18 protein-coding genes are annotated in these 16,809 nt (G+C 69.0%); 6 read left to right on the top strand and 12 right to left on the bottom strand.

Annotation, left to right across the window (positions count from 1 at the left end):
• Position 1 precedes the first annotated feature (1 nt).
• Positions 2-1,720 (bottom strand): flagellar basal-body MS-ring/collar protein FliF, encoded by a 1,719-nt coding sequence (fliF, locus tag ACRAQ3_RS09380; protein ID WP_432254434.1) that lies wholly within the window; start codon positions 1,718-1,720, stop codon positions 2-4.
• A 141-nt stretch (positions 1,721-1,861) separates the two neighbouring features.
• Here fliF and ACRAQ3_RS09375 point away from each other — a divergent pair, with 141 nt between their 5' ends.
• The 4 genes from ACRAQ3_RS09375 to ACRAQ3_RS09360 are packed head-to-tail and all read left to right on the top strand — an operon-like array spanning position 1,862 to position 4,424.
• A complete protein-coding gene (locus tag ACRAQ3_RS09375; protein ID WP_269398645.1) occupies positions 1,862-2,425 on the top strand; it encodes a flagellar basal body-associated FliL family protein in 564 nt (187 codons plus the stop codon).
• Between the two features lie 13 nt (positions 2,426-2,438).
• The gene (locus ACRAQ3_RS09370; RefSeq protein WP_269398646.1) at positions 2,439-3,392 is read left to right on the top strand and encodes a flagellar motor switch protein FliM; all 954 of its coding nucleotides are present in this window, start codon (positions 2,439-2,441) and stop codon (positions 3,390-3,392) included.
• Positions 3,376-3,759 (top strand): flagellar motor switch protein, encoded by a 384-nt coding sequence (locus ACRAQ3_RS09365; protein ID WP_432254433.1) that lies wholly within the window; start codon positions 3,376-3,378, stop codon positions 3,757-3,759. Before ACRAQ3_RS09370 ends, ACRAQ3_RS09365 begins: the two co-directional genes overlap by 17 nt.
• The gene (locus ACRAQ3_RS09360) at positions 3,756-4,424 is read left to right on the top strand and encodes a MotE family protein (protein WP_269398647.1); all 669 of its coding nucleotides are present in this window, start codon (positions 3,756-3,758) and stop codon (positions 4,422-4,424) included. The genes ACRAQ3_RS09365 and ACRAQ3_RS09360 overlap by 4 nt, the downstream gene beginning before the upstream one ends.
• A gap of 29 nt (positions 4,425-4,453) precedes the next feature.
• On the opposite strand, the gene flhB is transcribed toward ACRAQ3_RS09360, so the two are convergent.
• Genes flhB through flgB form a run of 8 tightly spaced genes read right to left on the bottom strand, consistent with a single transcriptional unit; the run spans position 4,454 to position 10,738 of the window.
• Positions 4,454-5,575 carry a flagellar biosynthesis protein FlhB gene (flhB, locus tag ACRAQ3_RS09355; protein WP_269398648.1) on the bottom strand — a complete coding sequence of 374 codons (1,122 nt, stop codon included), beginning with the start codon at positions 5,573-5,575 and terminating at the stop codon, positions 4,454-4,456.
• 9 nt (positions 5,576-5,584) lie between these two features.
• A complete protein-coding gene (locus ACRAQ3_RS09350; RefSeq protein ID WP_085897710.1) occupies positions 5,585-6,340 on the bottom strand; it encodes a flagellar biosynthetic protein FliR in 756 nt (251 codons plus the stop codon).
• Between the two features lie 3 nt (positions 6,341-6,343).
• Entirely contained in the window at positions 6,344-8,443 is a 2,100-nt protein-coding gene (flhA, locus tag ACRAQ3_RS09345; RefSeq protein ID WP_432254432.1) for a flagellar biosynthesis protein FlhA, read from the bottom strand.
• 7 nt (positions 8,444-8,450) lie between these two features.
• Positions 8,451-9,278: a lytic transglycosylase domain-containing protein gene (locus ACRAQ3_RS09340; protein ID WP_432254431.1), complete on the bottom strand. Its 828-nt coding sequence runs from the start codon at positions 9,276-9,278 to the stop codon at positions 8,451-8,453.
• Positions 9,275-9,544: a flagellar biosynthetic protein FliQ gene (locus ACRAQ3_RS09335; protein ID WP_085897708.1), complete on the bottom strand. Its 270-nt coding sequence runs from the start codon at positions 9,542-9,544 to the stop codon at positions 9,275-9,277. The genes ACRAQ3_RS09340 and ACRAQ3_RS09335 overlap by 4 nt, the downstream gene beginning before the upstream one ends.
• A gap of 40 nt (positions 9,545-9,584) precedes the next feature.
• Entirely contained in the window at positions 9,585-9,908 is a 324-nt protein-coding gene (locus tag ACRAQ3_RS09330; protein WP_432254430.1) for a flagellar hook-basal body complex protein FliE, read from the bottom strand.
• Between the two features lie 9 nt (positions 9,909-9,917).
• Positions 9,918-10,328, bottom strand: coding sequence for a flagellar basal body rod protein FlgC (gene flgC / locus ACRAQ3_RS09325; RefSeq protein ID WP_432254429.1), 411 nt, complete (start codon positions 10,326-10,328; stop codon positions 9,918-9,920).
• A 17-nt stretch (positions 10,329-10,345) separates the two neighbouring features.
• Complete coding sequence (gene flgB / locus ACRAQ3_RS09320) at positions 10,346-10,738, bottom strand: flagellar basal body rod protein FlgB (RefSeq protein WP_085897705.1); 393 nt, start codon at positions 10,736-10,738, stop codon at positions 10,346-10,348.
• A 67-nt stretch (positions 10,739-10,805) separates the two neighbouring features.
• On the opposite strand from flgB, the gene fliI reads away from it, so the two are divergent.
• Complete coding sequence (gene fliI / locus ACRAQ3_RS09315; protein ID WP_432254428.1) at positions 10,806-12,200, top strand: flagellar protein export ATPase FliI; 1,395 nt, start codon at positions 10,806-10,808, stop codon at positions 12,198-12,200.
• Between the two features lie 91 nt (positions 12,201-12,291).
• Positions 12,292-13,545, top strand: a complete 1,254-nt coding sequence (locus ACRAQ3_RS09310; protein WP_432254427.1) for an Hsp70 family protein — start codon at positions 12,292-12,294, stop codon at positions 13,543-13,545.
• A gap of 102 nt (positions 13,546-13,647) precedes the next feature.
• On the opposite strand, the gene ACRAQ3_RS09305 is transcribed toward ACRAQ3_RS09310, so the two are convergent.
• The 3 genes from ACRAQ3_RS09305 to ACRAQ3_RS09295 form a co-directional block, all read right to left on the bottom strand.
• Positions 13,648-14,628, bottom strand: coding sequence for a branched-chain amino acid ABC transporter permease (locus ACRAQ3_RS09305; RefSeq protein WP_106535125.1), 981 nt, complete (start codon positions 14,626-14,628; stop codon positions 13,648-13,650).
• The gene (locus ACRAQ3_RS09300; RefSeq protein WP_085897703.1) at positions 14,628-15,515 is read right to left on the bottom strand and encodes a branched-chain amino acid ABC transporter permease; all 888 of its coding nucleotides are present in this window, start codon (positions 15,513-15,515) and stop codon (positions 14,628-14,630) included. The genes ACRAQ3_RS09305 and ACRAQ3_RS09300 overlap by 1 nt, the downstream gene beginning before the upstream one ends.
• 75 nt (positions 15,516-15,590) lie before the next feature.
• Entirely contained in the window at positions 15,591-16,793 is a 1,203-nt protein-coding gene (locus ACRAQ3_RS09295) for an ABC transporter substrate-binding protein (RefSeq protein WP_432254426.1), read from the bottom strand.
• Positions 16,794-16,809 lie beyond the last annotated feature (16 nt).

Genomic DNA, 16,809 nt, shown 5'->3' with positions numbered 1-16,809 from the left:
CTCAGGCCTCCTCGGCCAGCCAGCCCTGCACCACCTTCAACGAGGCCTCGGGCTCGTTCTCGACCATCTCGCCGACCGAGATGAGGCGGCGCTTGCCGATCTTGCCCTCGACCGAGGCGAGCGACACCATCTCGTCGCCCTCCCAGGTCGCGATCTGCTGCTCGTAGGGCAGCACGGCCTGCTGTCCCGGTCCCGTTGCGCCGATCATCCCGGGCTGGCCGAGTTCCGAGCCTGGTGCCGCCGCAGTGCCGGGCAGGCGCGGGGCGCCGGCCCCGGCCGGGCCGCCCTCGTAGCCGAGCTGGCCCGCGCCATCGGCCCCGGCGAGCGCCAGGCCCGGCGCCACCTCGGGCAGCACGCGGCGCAGCATCGGCCGAAGCCCGAAGGCCAGCACCGCCGCGACCAGCGCCAGGGCGAAGGTGCCGCGCAGGATCGCGCCGAAATTCTGGGCGATGGTCTGGCCCATCGTCAGACCGATCGGGGCGCCGACATCCATCGAGTAATCCATGAAGCGCAGGCTATCGACCGAGACCAGATCGCCGCGCGCCTCGTCATAGCCCACCGCCGAGCGCACCAGCGCCGCGAGCCGCTCCAGCTCTTCGGGGCTGCGCTCCTCGTAGACCGTCTCGCCGTTCGCGGCGACGTTGTAGATGCCGTTGACCAGCACCGCGACCGAGATCCGCTCCACCGATCCGGGCTCGCGCACCGTCTCGCTTTGGGTCGAGCCGATTTCGTAATTGACGATCTCGTCGGTGCGGGTCGAGGTCGAGGCGGACTGTTCGCCATTCACGTCGCCGCCCAGTTCGGGGGGCAGGTTGTTGCCGACGCCGACCTCCTGCTGCGTGCCCTCGCGGTCCTGGTTCTCCTCCTGGCGGGTCTCGGTCGAGCGCACCACCTGCTGATCGGGGTTGAAGCTCTGCTCGCGGATCACCTGGCGCTCGGTCGAGAGGTCGACATTGACCTGCACACGGGCGTTGCCGGCGCCGACGCGGGCGGTCAGCATCTCGGTGATCGACCGCTGCAGCCGCTCCTGCATCGAGGCCCCCGCCGCCTGCACGCCGGCGTCGCCCTCGGTCTCTTCCGACAGGATCGTCTCGCCGCTGGCCGAGAGCACGGTGACGCGCGAGGCGGCGAGATCGGGCACCGCCGAGGCCACCAGCGCCCGGATCGCGAGACCCTGCCGGCGCGAGATCGAGGAGGTGGCGCGTCCGCGCACGATCACCGAGGCCGAGGGCTCGGGCCGGGTGCGCGAGAAGGCCTCGCGCTCGGGCAGCACGAGATGCACGCGGGCCGCGTCGATGCCGTCGATGGTCTGGATCGACCGGGCGAGTTCCCCTTCGAGAGCGCGCAGCCGGCTCACCTGCTGCATGAAGCTGTTCATGCCGAGGCCCGAGGACTGGTCGAAGATCTCCCAGCCGGCACCGCCCTCGCCGGGCAGGCCCTGCTCGGCCAGCGCCATGCGGGCCCGGGCCACGTCGTCCTGTGGCACCGAGACGATGGTGCCGCCGCCCGACAGCTCCACGTCGAAGCCGTCCTGCTCCAGCGCCGAAACCACCCGGCCGGCGGTGGCGAGCGACAGATCCGAGTAGAGCGGCGCGAAGTTCGGGGCCAGCACGAGGTTCAGCCCGACCAGCAGCGCCAGCACGAGACCGAGGCCGGTTGCGCCCAAGGCGATGAGCCGGGGCCGTCCGAGGGCCGCGAGGTTGTCGATGATGGATTGCACGCAAAGCCTCGCCGATACGGGTCTTTGTGTCGAAACTATCCTCAAAACATTCCATGGAACAAGTATAGTCATGGATAAGTTCTTGCCTGTTGGGTCCGAAAACCACATATTGTCCATGTTCCGACAATCGCGGGAACCAACATGTCCGAAGCGAATGCCAAGATGGCCGGCAAGGCAAGCGGCGCGCGGCCCGGTCGGCTGCGCCTGATATTGCTCGTGTTTCTCTCCGTGATCGCCTTGGGCGGCGGATTGATCGCGGCGGTCGGCCCGGCACGAATCCTCGAACTGGCCGGTTTGGGCGGCGATGCGGCCGAGACCGAGCCGGTCTCCGAGCCGGCGGAGCCCGCGGCCGAGGAGATGCGCGCGGCGCTGGCCGCCGATCCGGCGCATATGGCGCTGCCCTTCGAGGAGATCATCGTCAACATCACCGCCACCACCGCCTCGGGCCGCCAGACCAGCCGTTTCCTCAAGCTCGACCTCGCGCTGATCTACGATTCGACCGCACCGGACGCAGCGCGGCTGCCGGAACGGCAGATCTACATGCGCGACAGCTTTCAGGACTACCTGCGCACGCTGGACGAGCGCGACCTGCGCGGCAGCCTCGGCCTATCGGAACTGAAGTCCGAACTGCTGCGCCGGGCCCGCGCGGTCTCGGGTGGCGAGGCGCCGCGCGAGATCCTCGTCTCGGACATGATCGTCCAGTGAAAGGGGAGATCGCATGAGCCAGCGCACGCTGCGTGAGCCCGAAGGCGGCCTGACCCAGGGCAGCATCGAGGAGCAGATCATCCAGATGGCCTCGCTCAGCTACGAGCGGCTGCCCTTGCTGGAGGCGATCTTCGAGCGCTACGCCCTCGGCCTGGGCGGGGCCTTCAAGACCTTTGCGGCGATGCCTGCCGAGGTGACGCTGCTCTCCTTCGAATACATGCCCTGCGCCGATGCGCTCGACGGGATCGCCGCGCCGGCCCTGACCGCGGTGGCGCGGGCCGAGCCCTGGGACGGGCGGCTCGCGGTCGCGTTGTCGCCGGAGCTGTTGTTCTCGACCCTCGAGATCATGCTGGGTGGCCGCAGCGGCGACGGGCGGCCATGGACGCCGCGAAGCTTCACCGCCATCGAAAAGCGATTCGGCCAGAAGCTGGCCGAGCTGGTGCTGGCGGATCTCGAGGCCGCCTTCGAGCCGGTGGGCCCGGTGAAGTTCCGGCATGACCACCTCGAAAGCCGCCCGTCGAACGCGGTGCTGGCGCCGCCGATCGCCCCGGCGGTGCGGATCGCGCTGCAGGTCAGCCTCGAAGGGCGCGGCGGCGTCTTTCACATCGTCATTCCCGATACGACGCTGCAGACGGTGCGGCCATTGCTGTCGCAGAGTTTTCCGGGCGGCGACCTCGGCGTCGAGAGCGGCTGGCGCGAGGCACTGAGCCGCTCGATCGAGGGCTCCGAGGCGCGGGTGACGGCGATGCTGCACGAGGTGCGGCTCGGCCTGCGCGAGGTTCTGGACTGGAAACCGGGCGACATCATTGACCTCGGCATCGACATGGATCACGAGGCCACCGTATCGTGCAACGGTCTGGCGCTGTTCCGCGCCGCGATGGGCCGTCGCAAGAACGGCTCGGTGGCGCTGCGCGTCACCCAGGAGCTTGCGGACGAGAAGGAGCGCGACGATGGCGATGCTGATTGACGCTGTGATCCTGCTGATGCTGGCCGGCGTGCTGTGCTATGCGATCATGGTGGATCGCCGGGTGCGCCTGCTGATGGAGACGCTGCGCGAGCTGCAGCCGATGATCACCGCCTATTCGGCGGCTGTCGACCGCTCCGAGGAAACGGTGCGCGACCTCGCGGGCGCCGCGCGCGATCTGGGCGAGGCCGAGGCCCGCCCGGCCAAGGCACCGCTTTCCGCCAGCCGCGATAAAATTCCGGCGCGGTCCGGCGACAAGGCGGCGCGGGCCGCGCGCGCCCGCGCGCAGGCGGCGGGCGTCACCCGCGTCACCGGCAAGACCGAGCTGGTGCAGGGCTTCTTCGACAGCGTGCGCGAGCGCGATCAATGATCACGCCGCGCCCGTTCCAGATGGTGGTCGGCGCGCTGGCGCTCGCGGGCGTCGCCAAGGCGTCGCTGCTGATCGGCGGCGTCGGCACGAATGCCGGACCCGGCGCGGCGCCGCAGCCATCGCGGCCCGGCCTCTTCGTCAGCGCGGCCAACGCCGCCGCCGGTGACCCGGCCCCAGAGCCCGCGCCGGAACCGGCGCCGGCCCCGGCCGAGACCGTGATCCCGCAAAGCTGCGCCGCCCCCGAGGAGGTGCTCTCGGCCATCGCCACCGAGCGCGGCCTGCTCGACGAGCAGCGCGCGGCGCTGAACGACCGCGCTTCCGAGATCGCGCTGGCCGAGGAGACGCTGGCGATCGAGACGGCACGGCTCGAGGAGCTGCGCGGCGAGCTGGAAGGGCTGCTGACCAAGATCGACGAGGCGCGGCAGGCCGATGTAGAGCGTCTGGTGGCGCTCTACGTGAACATGAAGCCGCGCGAGGCGGCGACGATCATGAACGATCTCGACATCGAGGTGGCGGTGACCGTGCTTGGCGCGATGCCCGAGCGTGACGCCGCGCCGATCCTGGCCGCGATGAACGTGGTGCGCGCGCAGGCGATCTCGATGATCATTCTCGAGCGCTCCAAGCTGCCCGGCGACCAGCGGCTGAACGGCATCCGGCTGCAATAGTCCGGCGGCGGCGCGCGGGGTTCCTCGCTTCAGTCCTCTTCGCGCAGCCGCGAGCCCTCCGGCGGGGCGCGGCGGATCTTGCGACGCAGGTCCATGATGTAGCCGATGATCTCGGCCACCGCCTGCCAGTGCTCTGTCGGGATCGCCTCGTCCACCTCGACCACCTCGTGCAGGGCCCGGGCGAGGGGGCGGTTCTCGACCACGGTCACCTCGTTCTCGCGCGCGATCCGGCGGATCTGCGCCGCGATCAGGTCGGTGCCCTTGGCGACGCAGACCGGCGCCGGGTCGACCCCGGGCGTGTAGCGCAGCGCCACCGCGTAATGGGTCGGGTTGGTCAGCACCACGGTCGCCTTCGGCACGGCGATGGCGATGCGCTGCTGCGCCCGCTTGCGGCGGATCTGGGCGCGCTTGCCCTTGATGTGCGGATCGCCCTCGCTGTCCTTGTGCTCGTCGCGGATCTCCTTGAGGCTCATCCGCTGCTTGCGGATGTAGTCCATCCGCTTCCAGATGATGTCGATCAGCGCCACCACGGCCAGGAAGGCGGTCGCCCCCACCAGCATCCGCACGATCGCGCCGCGCGCATGCGGCAGCAGCGTCTCGGGGGCGAAGCCCGGCGCCTCCCAGATGCCCATCACCGAGCTCTTGACCGCGAGGCCCGCGATGATCGCCACCACCGCGACCTTGAGGATGTTCTTGCCGAACTCGACGAAGGCGTCGGCCGAGAACAGCCGCTTGAAGCCCGAGAGCGGGTTGAGCTTCGACAGCTTGGGCTTGATCCGCTCCAGCGCCACCACGGTCTGGCCCTGGATCAGCACACCGAACAGCGCCGCCAGCACCATGACGAGCACCACCGGCGCCAGCGTGCCCGCCACCGCGCCCACGAGATGCTGCGCCACGCCGCTAACGTCGCGCAGCCCGGCCGAGCCGACGCCGATCTCCATGCCGCCCGCCGAGGCCAGAAGCCCCGACAGGTCCCCCGCGAGACGCGGCAGCAGCTCCGGCAGCACGTAGAGCGACAGGACGAGCAGGGAGAAGGCGCTCATCATGTTGCCGGTTTCCTTGGAGGAGGGGACGTCGCCCTTCTGCCGCGCCTTGCGCAGCTTCTGCTCCGTCGGCTCCTCGGTCTTGCTGCTCTTGTCTTCCTCCGACATCGCGCCCCCTTAGAAGCTGAAGCCCGTGAGCCAGTCGGCGAGGGCCTGCATCATCGCCGATAGCATGGGGGGACCGGCGAAGACGAGGCCCGCGAGCCCGCCGGCGATCAGCAGCGGCGCCGCCACGAAGAACACCGGCAGGCTCGGCATCACCCGGTTGGCGAGACCCATGCCGAGATTGAGCACCAGCGACAGCACGTAGAACGGCGCCGCGAGCGACACGCCGAGATAGAAGCTGCGCGCCACCGCGCGCACCGTCTGCTGCGCGAGGTCGCCCAGCATCAGCCGCCCCGGCGGGAACAGCACGTAGCTGTCGATCAGCGCGGTGATCATGACGTGGTGCAGCTCGGTGACGAAGATCAGCACCACCCCGGCCATCAGCAGCAGCCCCGACAGCAGGGTCGAGCCCTCGAAGCTGCCCTGGCTCGGCGCGAAGGCGTTCGACAGGCCCGCCACCATGCCGAGCTGGTAGCCCGCGAACGAGAGCGCCGAGAACAGGATCCGCGCGGTGGTGCCGATCCACAGCCCGATCGTGATCTCGGTGGCGAAGATCGCCAGAAGCGCCACGGGAGCGGCCTGCGCCGCCCCTTCGATCGGCGCCAGCGGCGACAGCGACACGCTCAGCGCGAGGGCAAAGAGCAGCCGGTGCCGGGCCGGGATCGACTGTTCGCCGAAGCCCGGCAGGAACATCAGCGCCGTGCCCAGCCGGGCAAAGACCAGACCGGCGGCGAGGGCCTGCGCGACGAGGAGTTCACCGAGATCCAAGCCTCAGCCGCCGATGGTGGCGACGGTGCGCAGCGCCGCCTTGCGATGCACTTCGTTGTGGGAGATCACCTGCGTCATCGGGCTCACCCGCTCCAGCATCGAGCGCACGAAGCCGCGCACCTCGGGGCTGACCATCAGCGCCGGCCATTCATCGGCCTGCGCGAAGCGCTGGATCTCCTTGCGCGCCTCGAGCACGAATTCCTGCACCCGCTGCGGCGACATCAGGAAATTGCGCTCCTCGCCGTTCATCCGCACCGCGCCGTTGAACTCGGTCTCCCAAGCCGAGGACATGGTGATCACCGGCACGAATCCCTGCGCGTCGGTCAGCGCGTGGCAGATCTGGTTCGACAGGCGGCGGCGCACATGCTCGGTGATCAGCGTCACCGAGGAGGTGGTGCGCCCGGCCTCGGCGATCGCCTCGACGATCAGCGGCAGGTTGCGGATCGAGATCCGCTCCAGCAGCAGCGCCTGCAGCACGTGCTGCACGAGGATCGTCGGGCTGGTGCCGGAAATCTCGCCCGCGAGCTTCTGGTAGGGGCGGGGCAGCCCCTCGATCAGCTGCTGCACCGCGCCATAGGTCAGCAGCTCGGGCATGTGCTGCTTGATCACCTCGGTCAGATGCGTGGTGATGACGCTTTCGGGGTCCACCACGGTGCAGCCCGCCGCCTCGGCCTGATCGGCCAGGGCCTGGTCGACCCAGACCACCTCGAGCCCGAAGGTCGGGTCCTTGGTGCGCGGACCGGGCAGCTCGATCGCGGCCTCGGCGGGGTTGATCACCATCATTCCGGTGGCACGGATCTGCGCGGTGGCGGCGGCCACGCCCTGCACGGTGATCGCGTAGCTGTCCGAGGCCAGCGCCGGGTCGTCCTTGATCCGCACCGAGGGCAGGACGAAGCCGAACTCGCGCGCGAAGAGATGGCGCAGGCTCTTGATCTTGCCGGGCAGGGCGGCGTCGGGCCGGTTGATCAGCGGCACCAGCGCGCCGCCCAGATCGAGCCGCAGATCGTCGAGCTTCAGCGTCTCCTGCACGTCATCCTCGGGGGTCTTGGCCTCGGCCTCTTCGCCCTCGATCGCCTTGGCCGCCTCGCGCAGCACCCGTGCCTTGGCCTCGCGGTCCATGACGTAGCCCAGACCCGCCATCATCGCCGCGAGGATCACGAAAACCGGCAGCGGAAAGCCCGGCAGCAGGCCGATGCCGCACAAGAGCCCCGCGGCCATGTAGAGCGCCTTGGGAAACTTGCCGAGCTGGCCCAGCACCGCCTCGTTGGCCGCGCCCTCGGTGCCGCCCTTGGTGACGATGAGGCCGGCGGCGAGCGAAACGATGAGCGCCGGGATCTGGCTCACCAGCCCGTCGCCGATGGTCAGGGTGGTATAGACATTGGCGGCCTCGCCGATCGGCAGCCCGTGCTGGACCACGCCGATCAGGATGCCGCCGACGATGTTGATCATGGTGATGATCAGGCCCGCCACCGCATCGCCGCGCACGAACTTCGAGGCGCCGTCCATCGCCCCGAAGAAGCCGCTCTCGTCTTCGAGTTCCTTGCGCCTCGTCTTGGCCTGCGCCTCGTCGATCAGCCCCGCGCCCAGATCGGCGTCGATCGCCATCTGCTTGCCCGGCATCGCGTCGAGCGAGAAGCGCGCCGCGACCTCGGCGATCCGGGTCGAGCCCTTGGAGATGACGATGAAGTTGATCACCACGAGGATCGCGAAGATCACGATGCCGATCACGAAGCTGCCGGCGACGATGAAGCGCGAGAAGCCCTCGATCACCCCGCCAGCAGCGCCCGGCCCGGTGTGACCCTGGCTCAGGATCAGCCGGGTGGAGGCGACGTTGAGCGACAGCCGCAGCATGGTGACCACCAGCAGAAGCGTCGGGAAGCTGTTGAACTCCAGTGGTTTGGGAATCCAGAGCGCGACCATCAGGATCAGCGCCGAGAGCGCCAGCGAGATCGCGAGTCCCAGATCGAGCAGCACCGAGGGCAGCGGCACGAACAGCACCGCCAGCACCGCCGTGACGCCGAGCGCGAAGCCCACGTCGCGGTTGGCGAGGCCGAGGGCCAGCATGCGGGAGGGCGGTTTGGCGCCGGTGGGATTGCTGCTCATGCGTGCCTCACGAGGATGGCCGGTCTTGGCCGATCATCGGCCGCAGCGGTGCGTTGCTGTAGATCCCGAAGCGGGCACCGTTGCCGGCGCCGCCGCCCGTGCTGCCGGCGGACCAGCCGCGTCGGCCCGGCTGCGCGATGGCGCCTGCGCTTTGCGGGGCGGGGGCCGGGCGGGCGGCGCCGGCTGCGCGTCCCTGACCCGGGGCGGCGAGATCGCGGAAGCCGGAGATGCGTTCGTTGGCGATCTCGATATTGCGGCGCAGCGACGCGAGATAGATCTGCTGCGCCTCGGGCGTGCGCGAGTGATAGGCCCCGGCGGCGGCGGTCCAGTCGCCGAACTCCTCGTAGAGCCCGCGCAGGAAGCGCGCCGCGTATTCGACGTTGCGCGCCGGATCGAAACCCTCGGCGACGCCGTCGAAGGCCTTCGGATGCCAGCGCAGGTTGATCTGCATGCAGCCGACATCGATGCTCTCGACCCCGGCGGCGCGGCGCGCGGAGATCCAGCCCAGCGCCGCCTCGCGATTGTCGAACAGGCGGCCTTCGCCGGCGGCGTTCACCGCCCATGGCCAGATCGTCAGCTGGCCGCCACGGGTCACCCCGGCCTCTTGGATGCCGATGGCCAGCAGCAGGTTGCCGGGGATCCGGTGACGCAGCTGCGCGCGCAGGATCTCGGCGACGCAGACGCCGTGCTCGAGGGGCGCGCCGCGCGGCGCGGCCCCCGCGGTCGAGCCCTCGCGCAGCGCGTCGCTGCCGCGGTAGAAATCGCCCCAGCCGGCAAGACCGGGCCGCGGCATCAGGGCCGCGACGAGCGCGATGGCGAGCCCGAGGCGCCTCACGCGCCACCGCTCGCGATCAGGTCGAAGACCCTGTCCGACAGCTTGGTCAGCGTCGTGTAGATGAAGGGGGTGGCGGCGAGGAGCCCGAGGAAGATCGCCGCGATCTTCGGCACGAAGGTCAGCGTCATTTCCTGGATCTGGGTCAGCGCCTGGAAGAAGGCGATGGCGAGGCCGACCCCCAGCGCCAACGCCAGGATCGGCCCCGAGCCGATCAGCACCGCGAGGATCGTCTCCGACAGGATGTCGTATGTATCGCTCTCGGTCATCGCCGGTGCCCCCGCGCGCGTGGTCTGTCCGGTGCCGCGATCAGATCGGCATCCGCAGCACTTCCTGATAGGCCTCGACCACCTTGTCGCGCATCGAGATCATGACCTTCACGGTGCTCTCGAGTTCGAGCGTTGCCTCGACCACTCGCTGCGCGCCGACCTCGCCGGTCAGGCCCTTCTGCGCCACGGCCTCGGATTCCCGTACGTTCTTCACCGCCTTAGAGGCGGCCTCGCTCAGGACGTCGGCAAAGCTCTCGCCCTTGGCCGGCGCCTCGACGGCAGCCGGGCTTGAAGTCAGTTCCTGCGAGGAGCGGTAGGCGCCGCGAATATTCGTGGTGGAAAGGATCGAGGAGAATTCGGTCATCGGTCAGCCCTATCGCAGGAGGTCGATCATCTGGTTGCGCATGTCGCGCCCGGCTTCGAACATGTTCATGTTCGCCTCGTAGCTGCGCGATGCCTCGCGCATGTTGCTCATTTCGAGGATCGGGTTGACGTTGGGCATCTTGACCATGCCCTTGTCGTCGGCGGCCGGATGCGCGGGATCGTGCACCAGCGCGAAGGGGCTGTCGTCGCGGCCGATCTGCTCGACCTTGACCATCGAGGCGCCGATCGCGCGGTCGACCAGCTCCTCGAAGGCCAGCGTCTTGCGGCGATACGGGTCAGCGCCGGGCGTGCTGCCAGTCGAATCCGCGTTGGCGACGTTCTCGGCGACGACCTTGAGCCGTTCGCCCTGCGCCCGCATGCCGCTGGCGGCGATGGCGCTGATCGAGGAAAGCGGGTCCATGACGGTCTCCTAAAGGGTCAGCGCAGGCCGGTGGCGGACATTGTGAGAAGCTCGTGGCCCTTGCGATAGAGCTGGGTGGCGAGGCGGTAGCTTTCGCTGATCTCCGAGGCCTTTACCGTCTGCTGCTCCAGCACCACCGAGTTGCCGTCGATCGAACGTTCCCAGGCGACCGGGTCGTCGATCACCCGGGTCGTCTCGTGGCGGCCGCCCGAAGAGGTGATGTGGCGCGGATCGGTGGTGGCGATACCCGCCTGCCGGCCGGCCAGCAGCGCCTCGAAACCCGACACTTCCTTGGCCCGAAAGCCCGGGGTGTTGGCGTTGGCGATGTTTTCGGAAACCACCTTTTGCCGCGCCGCGAGCCAGTCGAGGCGCTTCGAGGCAAGAGCAAAGAAGGACATTCCGTCGAGCATTTGCGTTTCCTTTCCGGTCGATCATGGATAGCATGTATAAATCGGCATGACTACCGGAGTGATTTTCATGCAGACCGCATTTTCGGAACTGACGTCGCAACTGCGCAACGCTCCGGAGGCGCGCATCACCGGCGAGGTGCGCGCGGTGCTGGGCCTGTCGCTCACGGTGAGCGGGCTGGAACGCGCGGTCGGGATCGGCGGGCGCTGCACGGTGCATGGGGCCCGCGGCCCGGTGCTGGGCGAGGTCGTCGGCATCGACGCGCGCGGCACGCATCTGCTGCCCTTCGGCTCATGGGCCGGCGTCGTGGTCGGCGACCGGGTGGAACACAGCCCGCGCGGCGACCTGCTGCGGCCCGACGCCTCGTGGATCGGCCGCGTGGTCAACGCGCTGGGCGAACCGCTCGACGAGCGCGGCCCGCTGATGGAGGGTGAGGCGGCGCGGCAGGTGCGGGCCGGTCCTCCGGCGGCTTTCGCGCGGCGCCGCGTCGGGGCGCGGCTCGACACCGGCATCAAGACGCTCGATGTCTTCGTGCCGCTGTGCCGGGGCCAGCGCATGGGCGTCTTCGCAGGCTCGGGCGTCGGCAAATCGACCCTGATGGCGATGCTGGCGCGCGGCGCGCAGGCCGACGTGATCGTGGTGGGTCTCGTCGGCGAGCGCGGCCGCGAGGTACAGGATTTCATCCAGGAGGATCTCGGCCCCGAGGGCATGGCGCGCTCCGTCATGGTGGTCTCGACCGGCGACGAGCCGCCCCTGATGCGCCGCCAGGCGGCCTGGACCGCGACGGCGGTGGCCGAGCATTTCCGCGACCAGGGGCTGCAGGTGCTGCTGCTCTTGGACAGCGTCACCCGCTTCGCCATGGCGCAGCGCGAGATCGGGCTGGCGGCGGGCGAGCCGCCCACTGCCAAGGGCTACCCGCCCACGGTCTTCGCCGAGCTGCCGCAGCTCCTGGAGCGTTCGGGTCCCGGCGCGGAGGGGCAGGGCGACATCACCGGGCTCTACACTGTGCTGGTCGATGGCGACGACATGAACGAGCCGGTGGCCGATGCGGTGCGCGGCGTGCTCGACGGCCATGTCGTGCTCGACCGGTCCATCGCCGAGCAGGGGCGGTTCCCGGCCGTGAACATCCAGAAGAGCATCTCGCGGATGCTGCCGGGCTGCCATTCGGCGGCGGAATACGCGGTGCTGCAGGCGGCGCGGCGCAGCCTCGCGCGCCATGCCGACATGGAGGAGCTGATCCGGATCGGCGCCTACAAGCAGGGCTCCGACGAGGAGGTCGACGCCGCGATCCGCTTCGCTGGCCCGGCCGACGGTTTCCTGAGCCAGCGCAAGGGCGAGGCGATGGTGGCCGATGAGAGCTTTGCCGAGATCTACCGCATGCTGAGCGAGGCCGGGATCAACGTGGCGCTGCCGAAGGCGCCGCAACCGCCGGCGCCCTTGCGCCGGGTCGGACAGGCGGGCTGAGCTCTCTCGGGGCTTTCGCCGCGCCCGGCTTGCCGCTAGACGGGTCCGCTCGACAACGGCCCGGCGGGCCGATCAAGGCGGAGAAATTCTCATGACCCCCGTGGCCTGCGGCATCGATTTCGGCACCTCCAACTCCACCATGGGGCTCGGCGCCGCGCGTGGCGCGCGGCTGATCGCGCTCGAGGGCGACGAGGTGACGCTGCCCAGCGCCGTGTTCTGGGAGGTGGACGACCCGGCGCCGATCTTCGGCCGTGCCGCGATCTCGGCCTATGTGGCGGGTGAGGAGGGGCGGCTGCTGCGCGGTCTCAAGAGCACGCTGGGCTCATCGCTCATCACCGAGCGCACCGCGATCGGCCGCCGCTCGGTGAGCTTCGTCGAGATCCTCGGCCGCTACTTCGGGCACCTGCGCGCCCGGCTCGACGCGGTCGCGCCGGGGGTGGAGCGGGCGGTGCTGGGCCGGCCCGTGCATTTCGTCGACGACGACGCGGCGGGCGACCGCGCGGCGCAGGACGCGCTGGAGGAGATCGCGCGCGGCGCGGGCTTCTCCGAGGTCGGCTTCCAATACGAGCCGATCGCCGCGGCGCTGGATTACGAAAGCGGCATCGCGCGGGAGGAACTGGTCCTCATCGTCGATATCGGCGGCGGCACCTCGGACTTCTCGGTGGTGCGCGTCGGCCCCGACCGCATGGAACGGCCGGATCGCGCGAATGACATCCTCGGCAATGACGGCATCCGCGTCGGCGGCACCGATCTCGACCGGCTGCTGAGCCTCGCGAGCGCGATGCCGCATCTCGGCCTCGGCAGCCCGATCCGCGGCGGCAAGGGCGACATGCCGCGCCACTACTACGTGGATTTCGCCACGTGGCATCGCATCAATCGCCTCTACGCGGCGCGGGCCCTGTCGGATCTCAAGGCGCTGTCGCGGGAGGCGGATGCGCCCGAACTCGTGGACCGGATGGTCCGGGCGGTCGAGGATCGGCGCGGCCATGCGCTCGCCATGGCGGTCGAGGGGGTGAAGCTCGACCTGTCGGAGGCCGAGGCCGCGCGGCTGGAGTTGAAGCCGCTCGTGGGCGGCCCGAACCCGGTGGTGACGCGCGCGGGTTTCGAGGAGGCGATCGCCATGCCGCTGCGCCGGATCGGCGAACGGATCGGTGCGGTACTGTCACAGGCCGGCGTCGGCCCGCAGGCGATCGGAACGGTGTTCATGACCGGCGGTTCCTCGCGGCTGCCGGTACTGCGGTCGCTGGTGGCCGCGCATCTGCCCGAGGCGCGGATCGCCACGGGGGACATGCTGGGCTCGGTCGGCACCGGTCTTGCCTTGGAGGCCGGTCGGCGCTTCGCCTGAGGCAACTTTGTTCCCGAAATACGCAATGACGACCTGTCCACCGGCGCCACGAAAAAGGCCCGGGCGATCCGCCCGGGCCTTTGCCTTTCCCCTACCGGTTTCTCAGAGCGGCCGCTTGAGCCACTTCGACAGCACGCCGATGATGCCTTCGCGGAACAGCAGCACGCCGAGCACGAAGATCACGCCCTGGATCACCGTGACCCATGCCCCCATCGAGGCGAGGTAGTTCTGCATCGTCACCACGATGGTCGCACCGAGGATCGGCCCGAACACCGTGCCGACGCCGCCCAGCAGGGTCATCAGCACCACCTCGCCCGACATCGACCAATGCACGTCGGTGAGCGAGGCAAGCTGGAACACCTGGCTCTTGGTCGCGCCGGCGAGCCCGGCGAAGCTGGCCGAGAGCACGAAGACCATAAGCTTGTAGCGGTTGACCCGGTAGCCCAGCGAGATCGCGCGCGGCTCGTTCTCGCGGATCGCCTTGAGCACCTGCCCGAAGGGCGAGTGAACGATGCGGTAGAGGAACAGGATGCCGCCAAAGGTGATGGCGAGCACGAGGTAGTAGAGCGCCTCGTTGCTGTTGACCGAGAACAGGCCGAACAGTTCGCCGCGCGGCACCGACTGAATCCCGTCCTCGCCGCCGGTGAAATCGGCCTGCAGCGCAAAGAAATAGACCATCTGCGCGAAGGCCAGCGTCACCATGGCGAAGTAGATGCCCTGCCGGCGGATCGCCAGCGCGCCGATCGCGAGGCCTAGCAGGCCCGCCGCCAGCGTACCGACGAGGATCGACGCCTCGGGCGTCCAGCCCCAGACCTTGGAGGCATGCGCCGCCACGTAGGAGGCCCCGCCGAAATACGCGGCATGGCCGAAGGATAGAAGCCCGCCGAAGCCCAGCAGCAGGTTGAAGGCCGCCGCGAAGAGCGCGAAGCACATCACCTTCATCGCGAAGACCGGGTAGACCAGCATCGGCAGGATGGCGAGCAGCACGAAGAGCACCGCGAAGATCGCCTTGTGCAGCATCGGCATGCCGGCGGTGGCGGGGCGGCGCTCGTTCACCGGGGCCTGGATATCGCTCACGCTCATCAGTTGTTCCTCCCGAACAGGCCCTCGGGCTTGATCATCAGCACGATGGCCATGATCACGAAGATCACCACGGCGGAGCCCGCCGGGTAGAACACCTTGGTGAGACCCTCGACGATGCCGAGGCCGAAGCCGGTGACGATGGCGCCCATGATCGAGCCCATGCCGCCGATCACCACCACCGCGAAGACGACGATGATCAGGTCGGCGCCCATGTTCGGGTTGACCGAGTAGATCGGCGCCGCGAGCACGCCGGCAAAGCCCGCCAGCGCCACGCCGAAGCCGTAGGTCAGCATGATCATCAGGGGCACGTTGATGCCGAAGGCGCCGACGAGGGTCGGGTTCTCGGTCGCGGCGCGCAGATAGGCGCCGAGCCGGGTCTTCTCGATCACGAACCAGGTGCCGAAGCAGACCACGACCGAGGCCACCACGACCCAGCCGCGATAGTTGGGCAGGAACATGAAGCCGAGATTCTGGCCGCCGGAGAGCTGCGACGGGATCTGGTAGGGCAGGCCGGAGATGCCGTAGTAGTTGCGAAACAGCCCCTGGATGATCAGCGCCACGCCGAAGGTCAGTAGCAGGCCGTAGAGATGGTCGAGGTGGTAGAGCCGCCGGAGCGCCAGCTTCTCCAGCACGATGCCGGTCGCACCGACGATCACCGGGGCGAGGAGCAGCGCCCACCAGTAGTTGATGCCGAGATATTCGAGCAGCATCCATGCGACGAAGGCGCCGAGCATGTACTGCGCGCCATGGCTGAAATTGATGATGTTGAGGAGGCCGAAGATCACCGCGAGGCCGAGCGACAGGACCGCGTAGAACGACCCGTTGATCAGCCCGAGCAGGAGCTGCCCCATCAGAACCTGCGGCGGTATGCCTAGGAGTTCGAACATGCCTGTCCCGTTGTTTTGAGTGGCCCCTTGGGGCGGAGGCGGGCGCGCCGCGTCACGCGGCGCGCCCGGTCAGGATCAGCTTTCGTTGGCAAAGGCGCAGCCCGAGCCTTCCATCGGCAGGAAGGCTTCCTCGCCGGGGATGGTCGAGACGTGCTTGTAGAGGTCCCACTCGCCGGTCGATTCATCGGGCGTCTTTACCTCGTAGAGGTGCATGTCGTGGATCACGCGGCCGTCCTTGCGCACATAGCCCTCGCCGAAGAGCGGATCGTCGAACTCGTTGGCCTTCATCCACTCGGCCACCACGTCGCCATCGGTCGAACCGGTGGCCTCGACGGCGCGCAGGTAGTGCATGGTGCCCGAATAGACGCCGGCATGGACCATGGTCGGCTTCGAGCCGAACTTCTCCTCGAAGCGGGCCGACCACTCGCGGGTCTCGTCGTCATGATCCCAGTAGAACGCCTCGGTGAGCACCAGCCCCTGCGCGGTCTGCGCGCCGAGCGCGTGCACGTCGGTGATGAACATCAGGAGCGCCGCGAGCGACTGCCCCGACTGGGTGATGCCGAACTCGGCGGCCTGCTTGATCGCGTTGACGGTGTCGCCGCCAGCATTGGCAAGGCCGATCACGTCGGCGCCGGAGGCCTGGGCCTGCAGCAGGAAGGACGAGAAGTCGGTGGCCGGGAAGGGGTGGCGGACCGAGCCCACGATCTCGCCGCCGGATTCCTCGACGATCTTCATCGTCTCTTCCTCGAGCGAATGGCCGAAGGCGTAGTCGGCGGTGAGGAAGAACCACTTCTTGTCGCCCGCCTCGGTCACGGCGCCGCCGGTGCCCTTGGCCAGTGCCGCGGTGTCGTAGGTCCAGTGGATCGTGGTCGGCTGGCACTGCTCGCCGGTCAGCTGGGTCGAGCCGGCGCCGCTGTCGATCAGGATCTTGTTGGCCTGGGCGGTGATGTCGGCCACCGCGAGCGCGGTCGAGGAGGTCGGCACGTCGAGGATCGCGTCGACGCCGTCCTGGTCGTACCACTGGCGCGCGATGTTCGAGGCGATGTCCGGCTTGTTCTGGTGGTCGGCCGAGATCACCTCGACGTCGAGCCCCTTCGAGGCGGCGTCGAAATCCTCGACCGCCATGCGCGCCGCGACGACCGAGCCCTCGCCCGAAAGGTCGGCATAGACGCCGGAGCGGTCGTTCAGCACGCCCAGCGTGACCTCGATGTTGTCCTGCGCCATGGCGGGCAGGCCAAACGACGCGAGGGTCAGCGCTCCGAGAATAGTTTTCTTCATGTTTTCCTCCCAGTGG

The sequence above is a fragment of the Limimaricola sp. AA108-03 genome, from assembly GCF_050847355.1.
In the GTDB taxonomy this organism is placed as follows: domain Bacteria; phylum Pseudomonadota; class Alphaproteobacteria; order Rhodobacterales; family Rhodobacteraceae; genus Limimaricola.
Note: the sequence above shows the minus strand (reverse complement) of the source record. Positions and strands in the feature narration are given on the sequence as shown.

Bases quoted from the DNA above. Each gene is read 5' to 3' on its own strand.
- ACRAQ3_RS09375 (WP_269398645.1), top strand. From the start codon at position 1,862: ATGTCCGAAGCGAATGCCAAGATGGCCGGCAAGGCAAGCGGCGCGCGG.
- ACRAQ3_RS09370 (WP_269398646.1), top strand. From the start codon at position 2,439: ATGAGCCAGCGCACGCTGCGTGAGCCCGAAGGCGGCCTGACCCAGGGC.
- ACRAQ3_RS09365 (WP_432254433.1), top strand. From the start codon at position 3,376: ATGGCGATGCTGATTGACGCTGTGATCCTGCTGATGCTGGCCGGCGTG.
- ACRAQ3_RS09360 (WP_269398647.1), top strand. From the start codon at position 3,756: ATGATCACGCCGCGCCCGTTCCAGATGGTGGTCGGCGCGCTGGCGCTC.
- flhB (WP_269398648.1), bottom strand. From the start codon at position 5,575: ATGTCGGAGGAAGACAAGAGCAGCAAGACCGAGGAGCCGACGGAGCAG.
- flhA (WP_432254432.1), bottom strand. From the start codon at position 8,443: ATGAGCAGCAATCCCACCGGCGCCAAACCGCCCTCCCGCATGCTGGCC.
- ACRAQ3_RS09335 (WP_085897708.1), bottom strand. From the start codon at position 9,544: ATGACCGAGAGCGATACATACGACATCCTGTCGGAGACGATCCTCGCG.
- ACRAQ3_RS09330 (WP_432254430.1), bottom strand. From the start codon at position 9,908: ATGACCGAATTCTCCTCGATCCTTTCCACCACGAATATTCGCGGCGCC.
- flgC (WP_432254429.1), bottom strand. From the start codon at position 10,328: ATGGACCCGCTTTCCTCGATCAGCGCCATCGCCGCCAGCGGCATGCGG.
- flgB (WP_085897705.1), bottom strand. From the start codon at position 10,738: ATGCTCGACGGAATGTCCTTCTTTGCTCTTGCCTCGAAGCGCCTCGAC.
- fliI (WP_432254428.1), top strand. From the start codon at position 10,806: ATGCAGACCGCATTTTCGGAACTGACGTCGCAACTGCGCAACGCTCCG.
- ACRAQ3_RS09310 (WP_432254427.1), top strand. From the start codon at position 12,292: ATGACCCCCGTGGCCTGCGGCATCGATTTCGGCACCTCCAACTCCACC.
- ACRAQ3_RS09305 (WP_106535125.1), bottom strand. From the start codon at position 14,628: ATGAGCGTGAGCGATATCCAGGCCCCGGTGAACGAGCGCCGCCCCGCC.
- ACRAQ3_RS09300 (WP_085897703.1), bottom strand. From the start codon at position 15,515: ATGTTCGAACTCCTAGGCATACCGCCGCAGGTTCTGATGGGGCAGCTC.
- ACRAQ3_RS09295 (WP_432254426.1), bottom strand. From the start codon at position 16,793: ATGAAGAAAACTATTCTCGGAGCGCTGACCCTCGCGTCGTTTGGCCTG.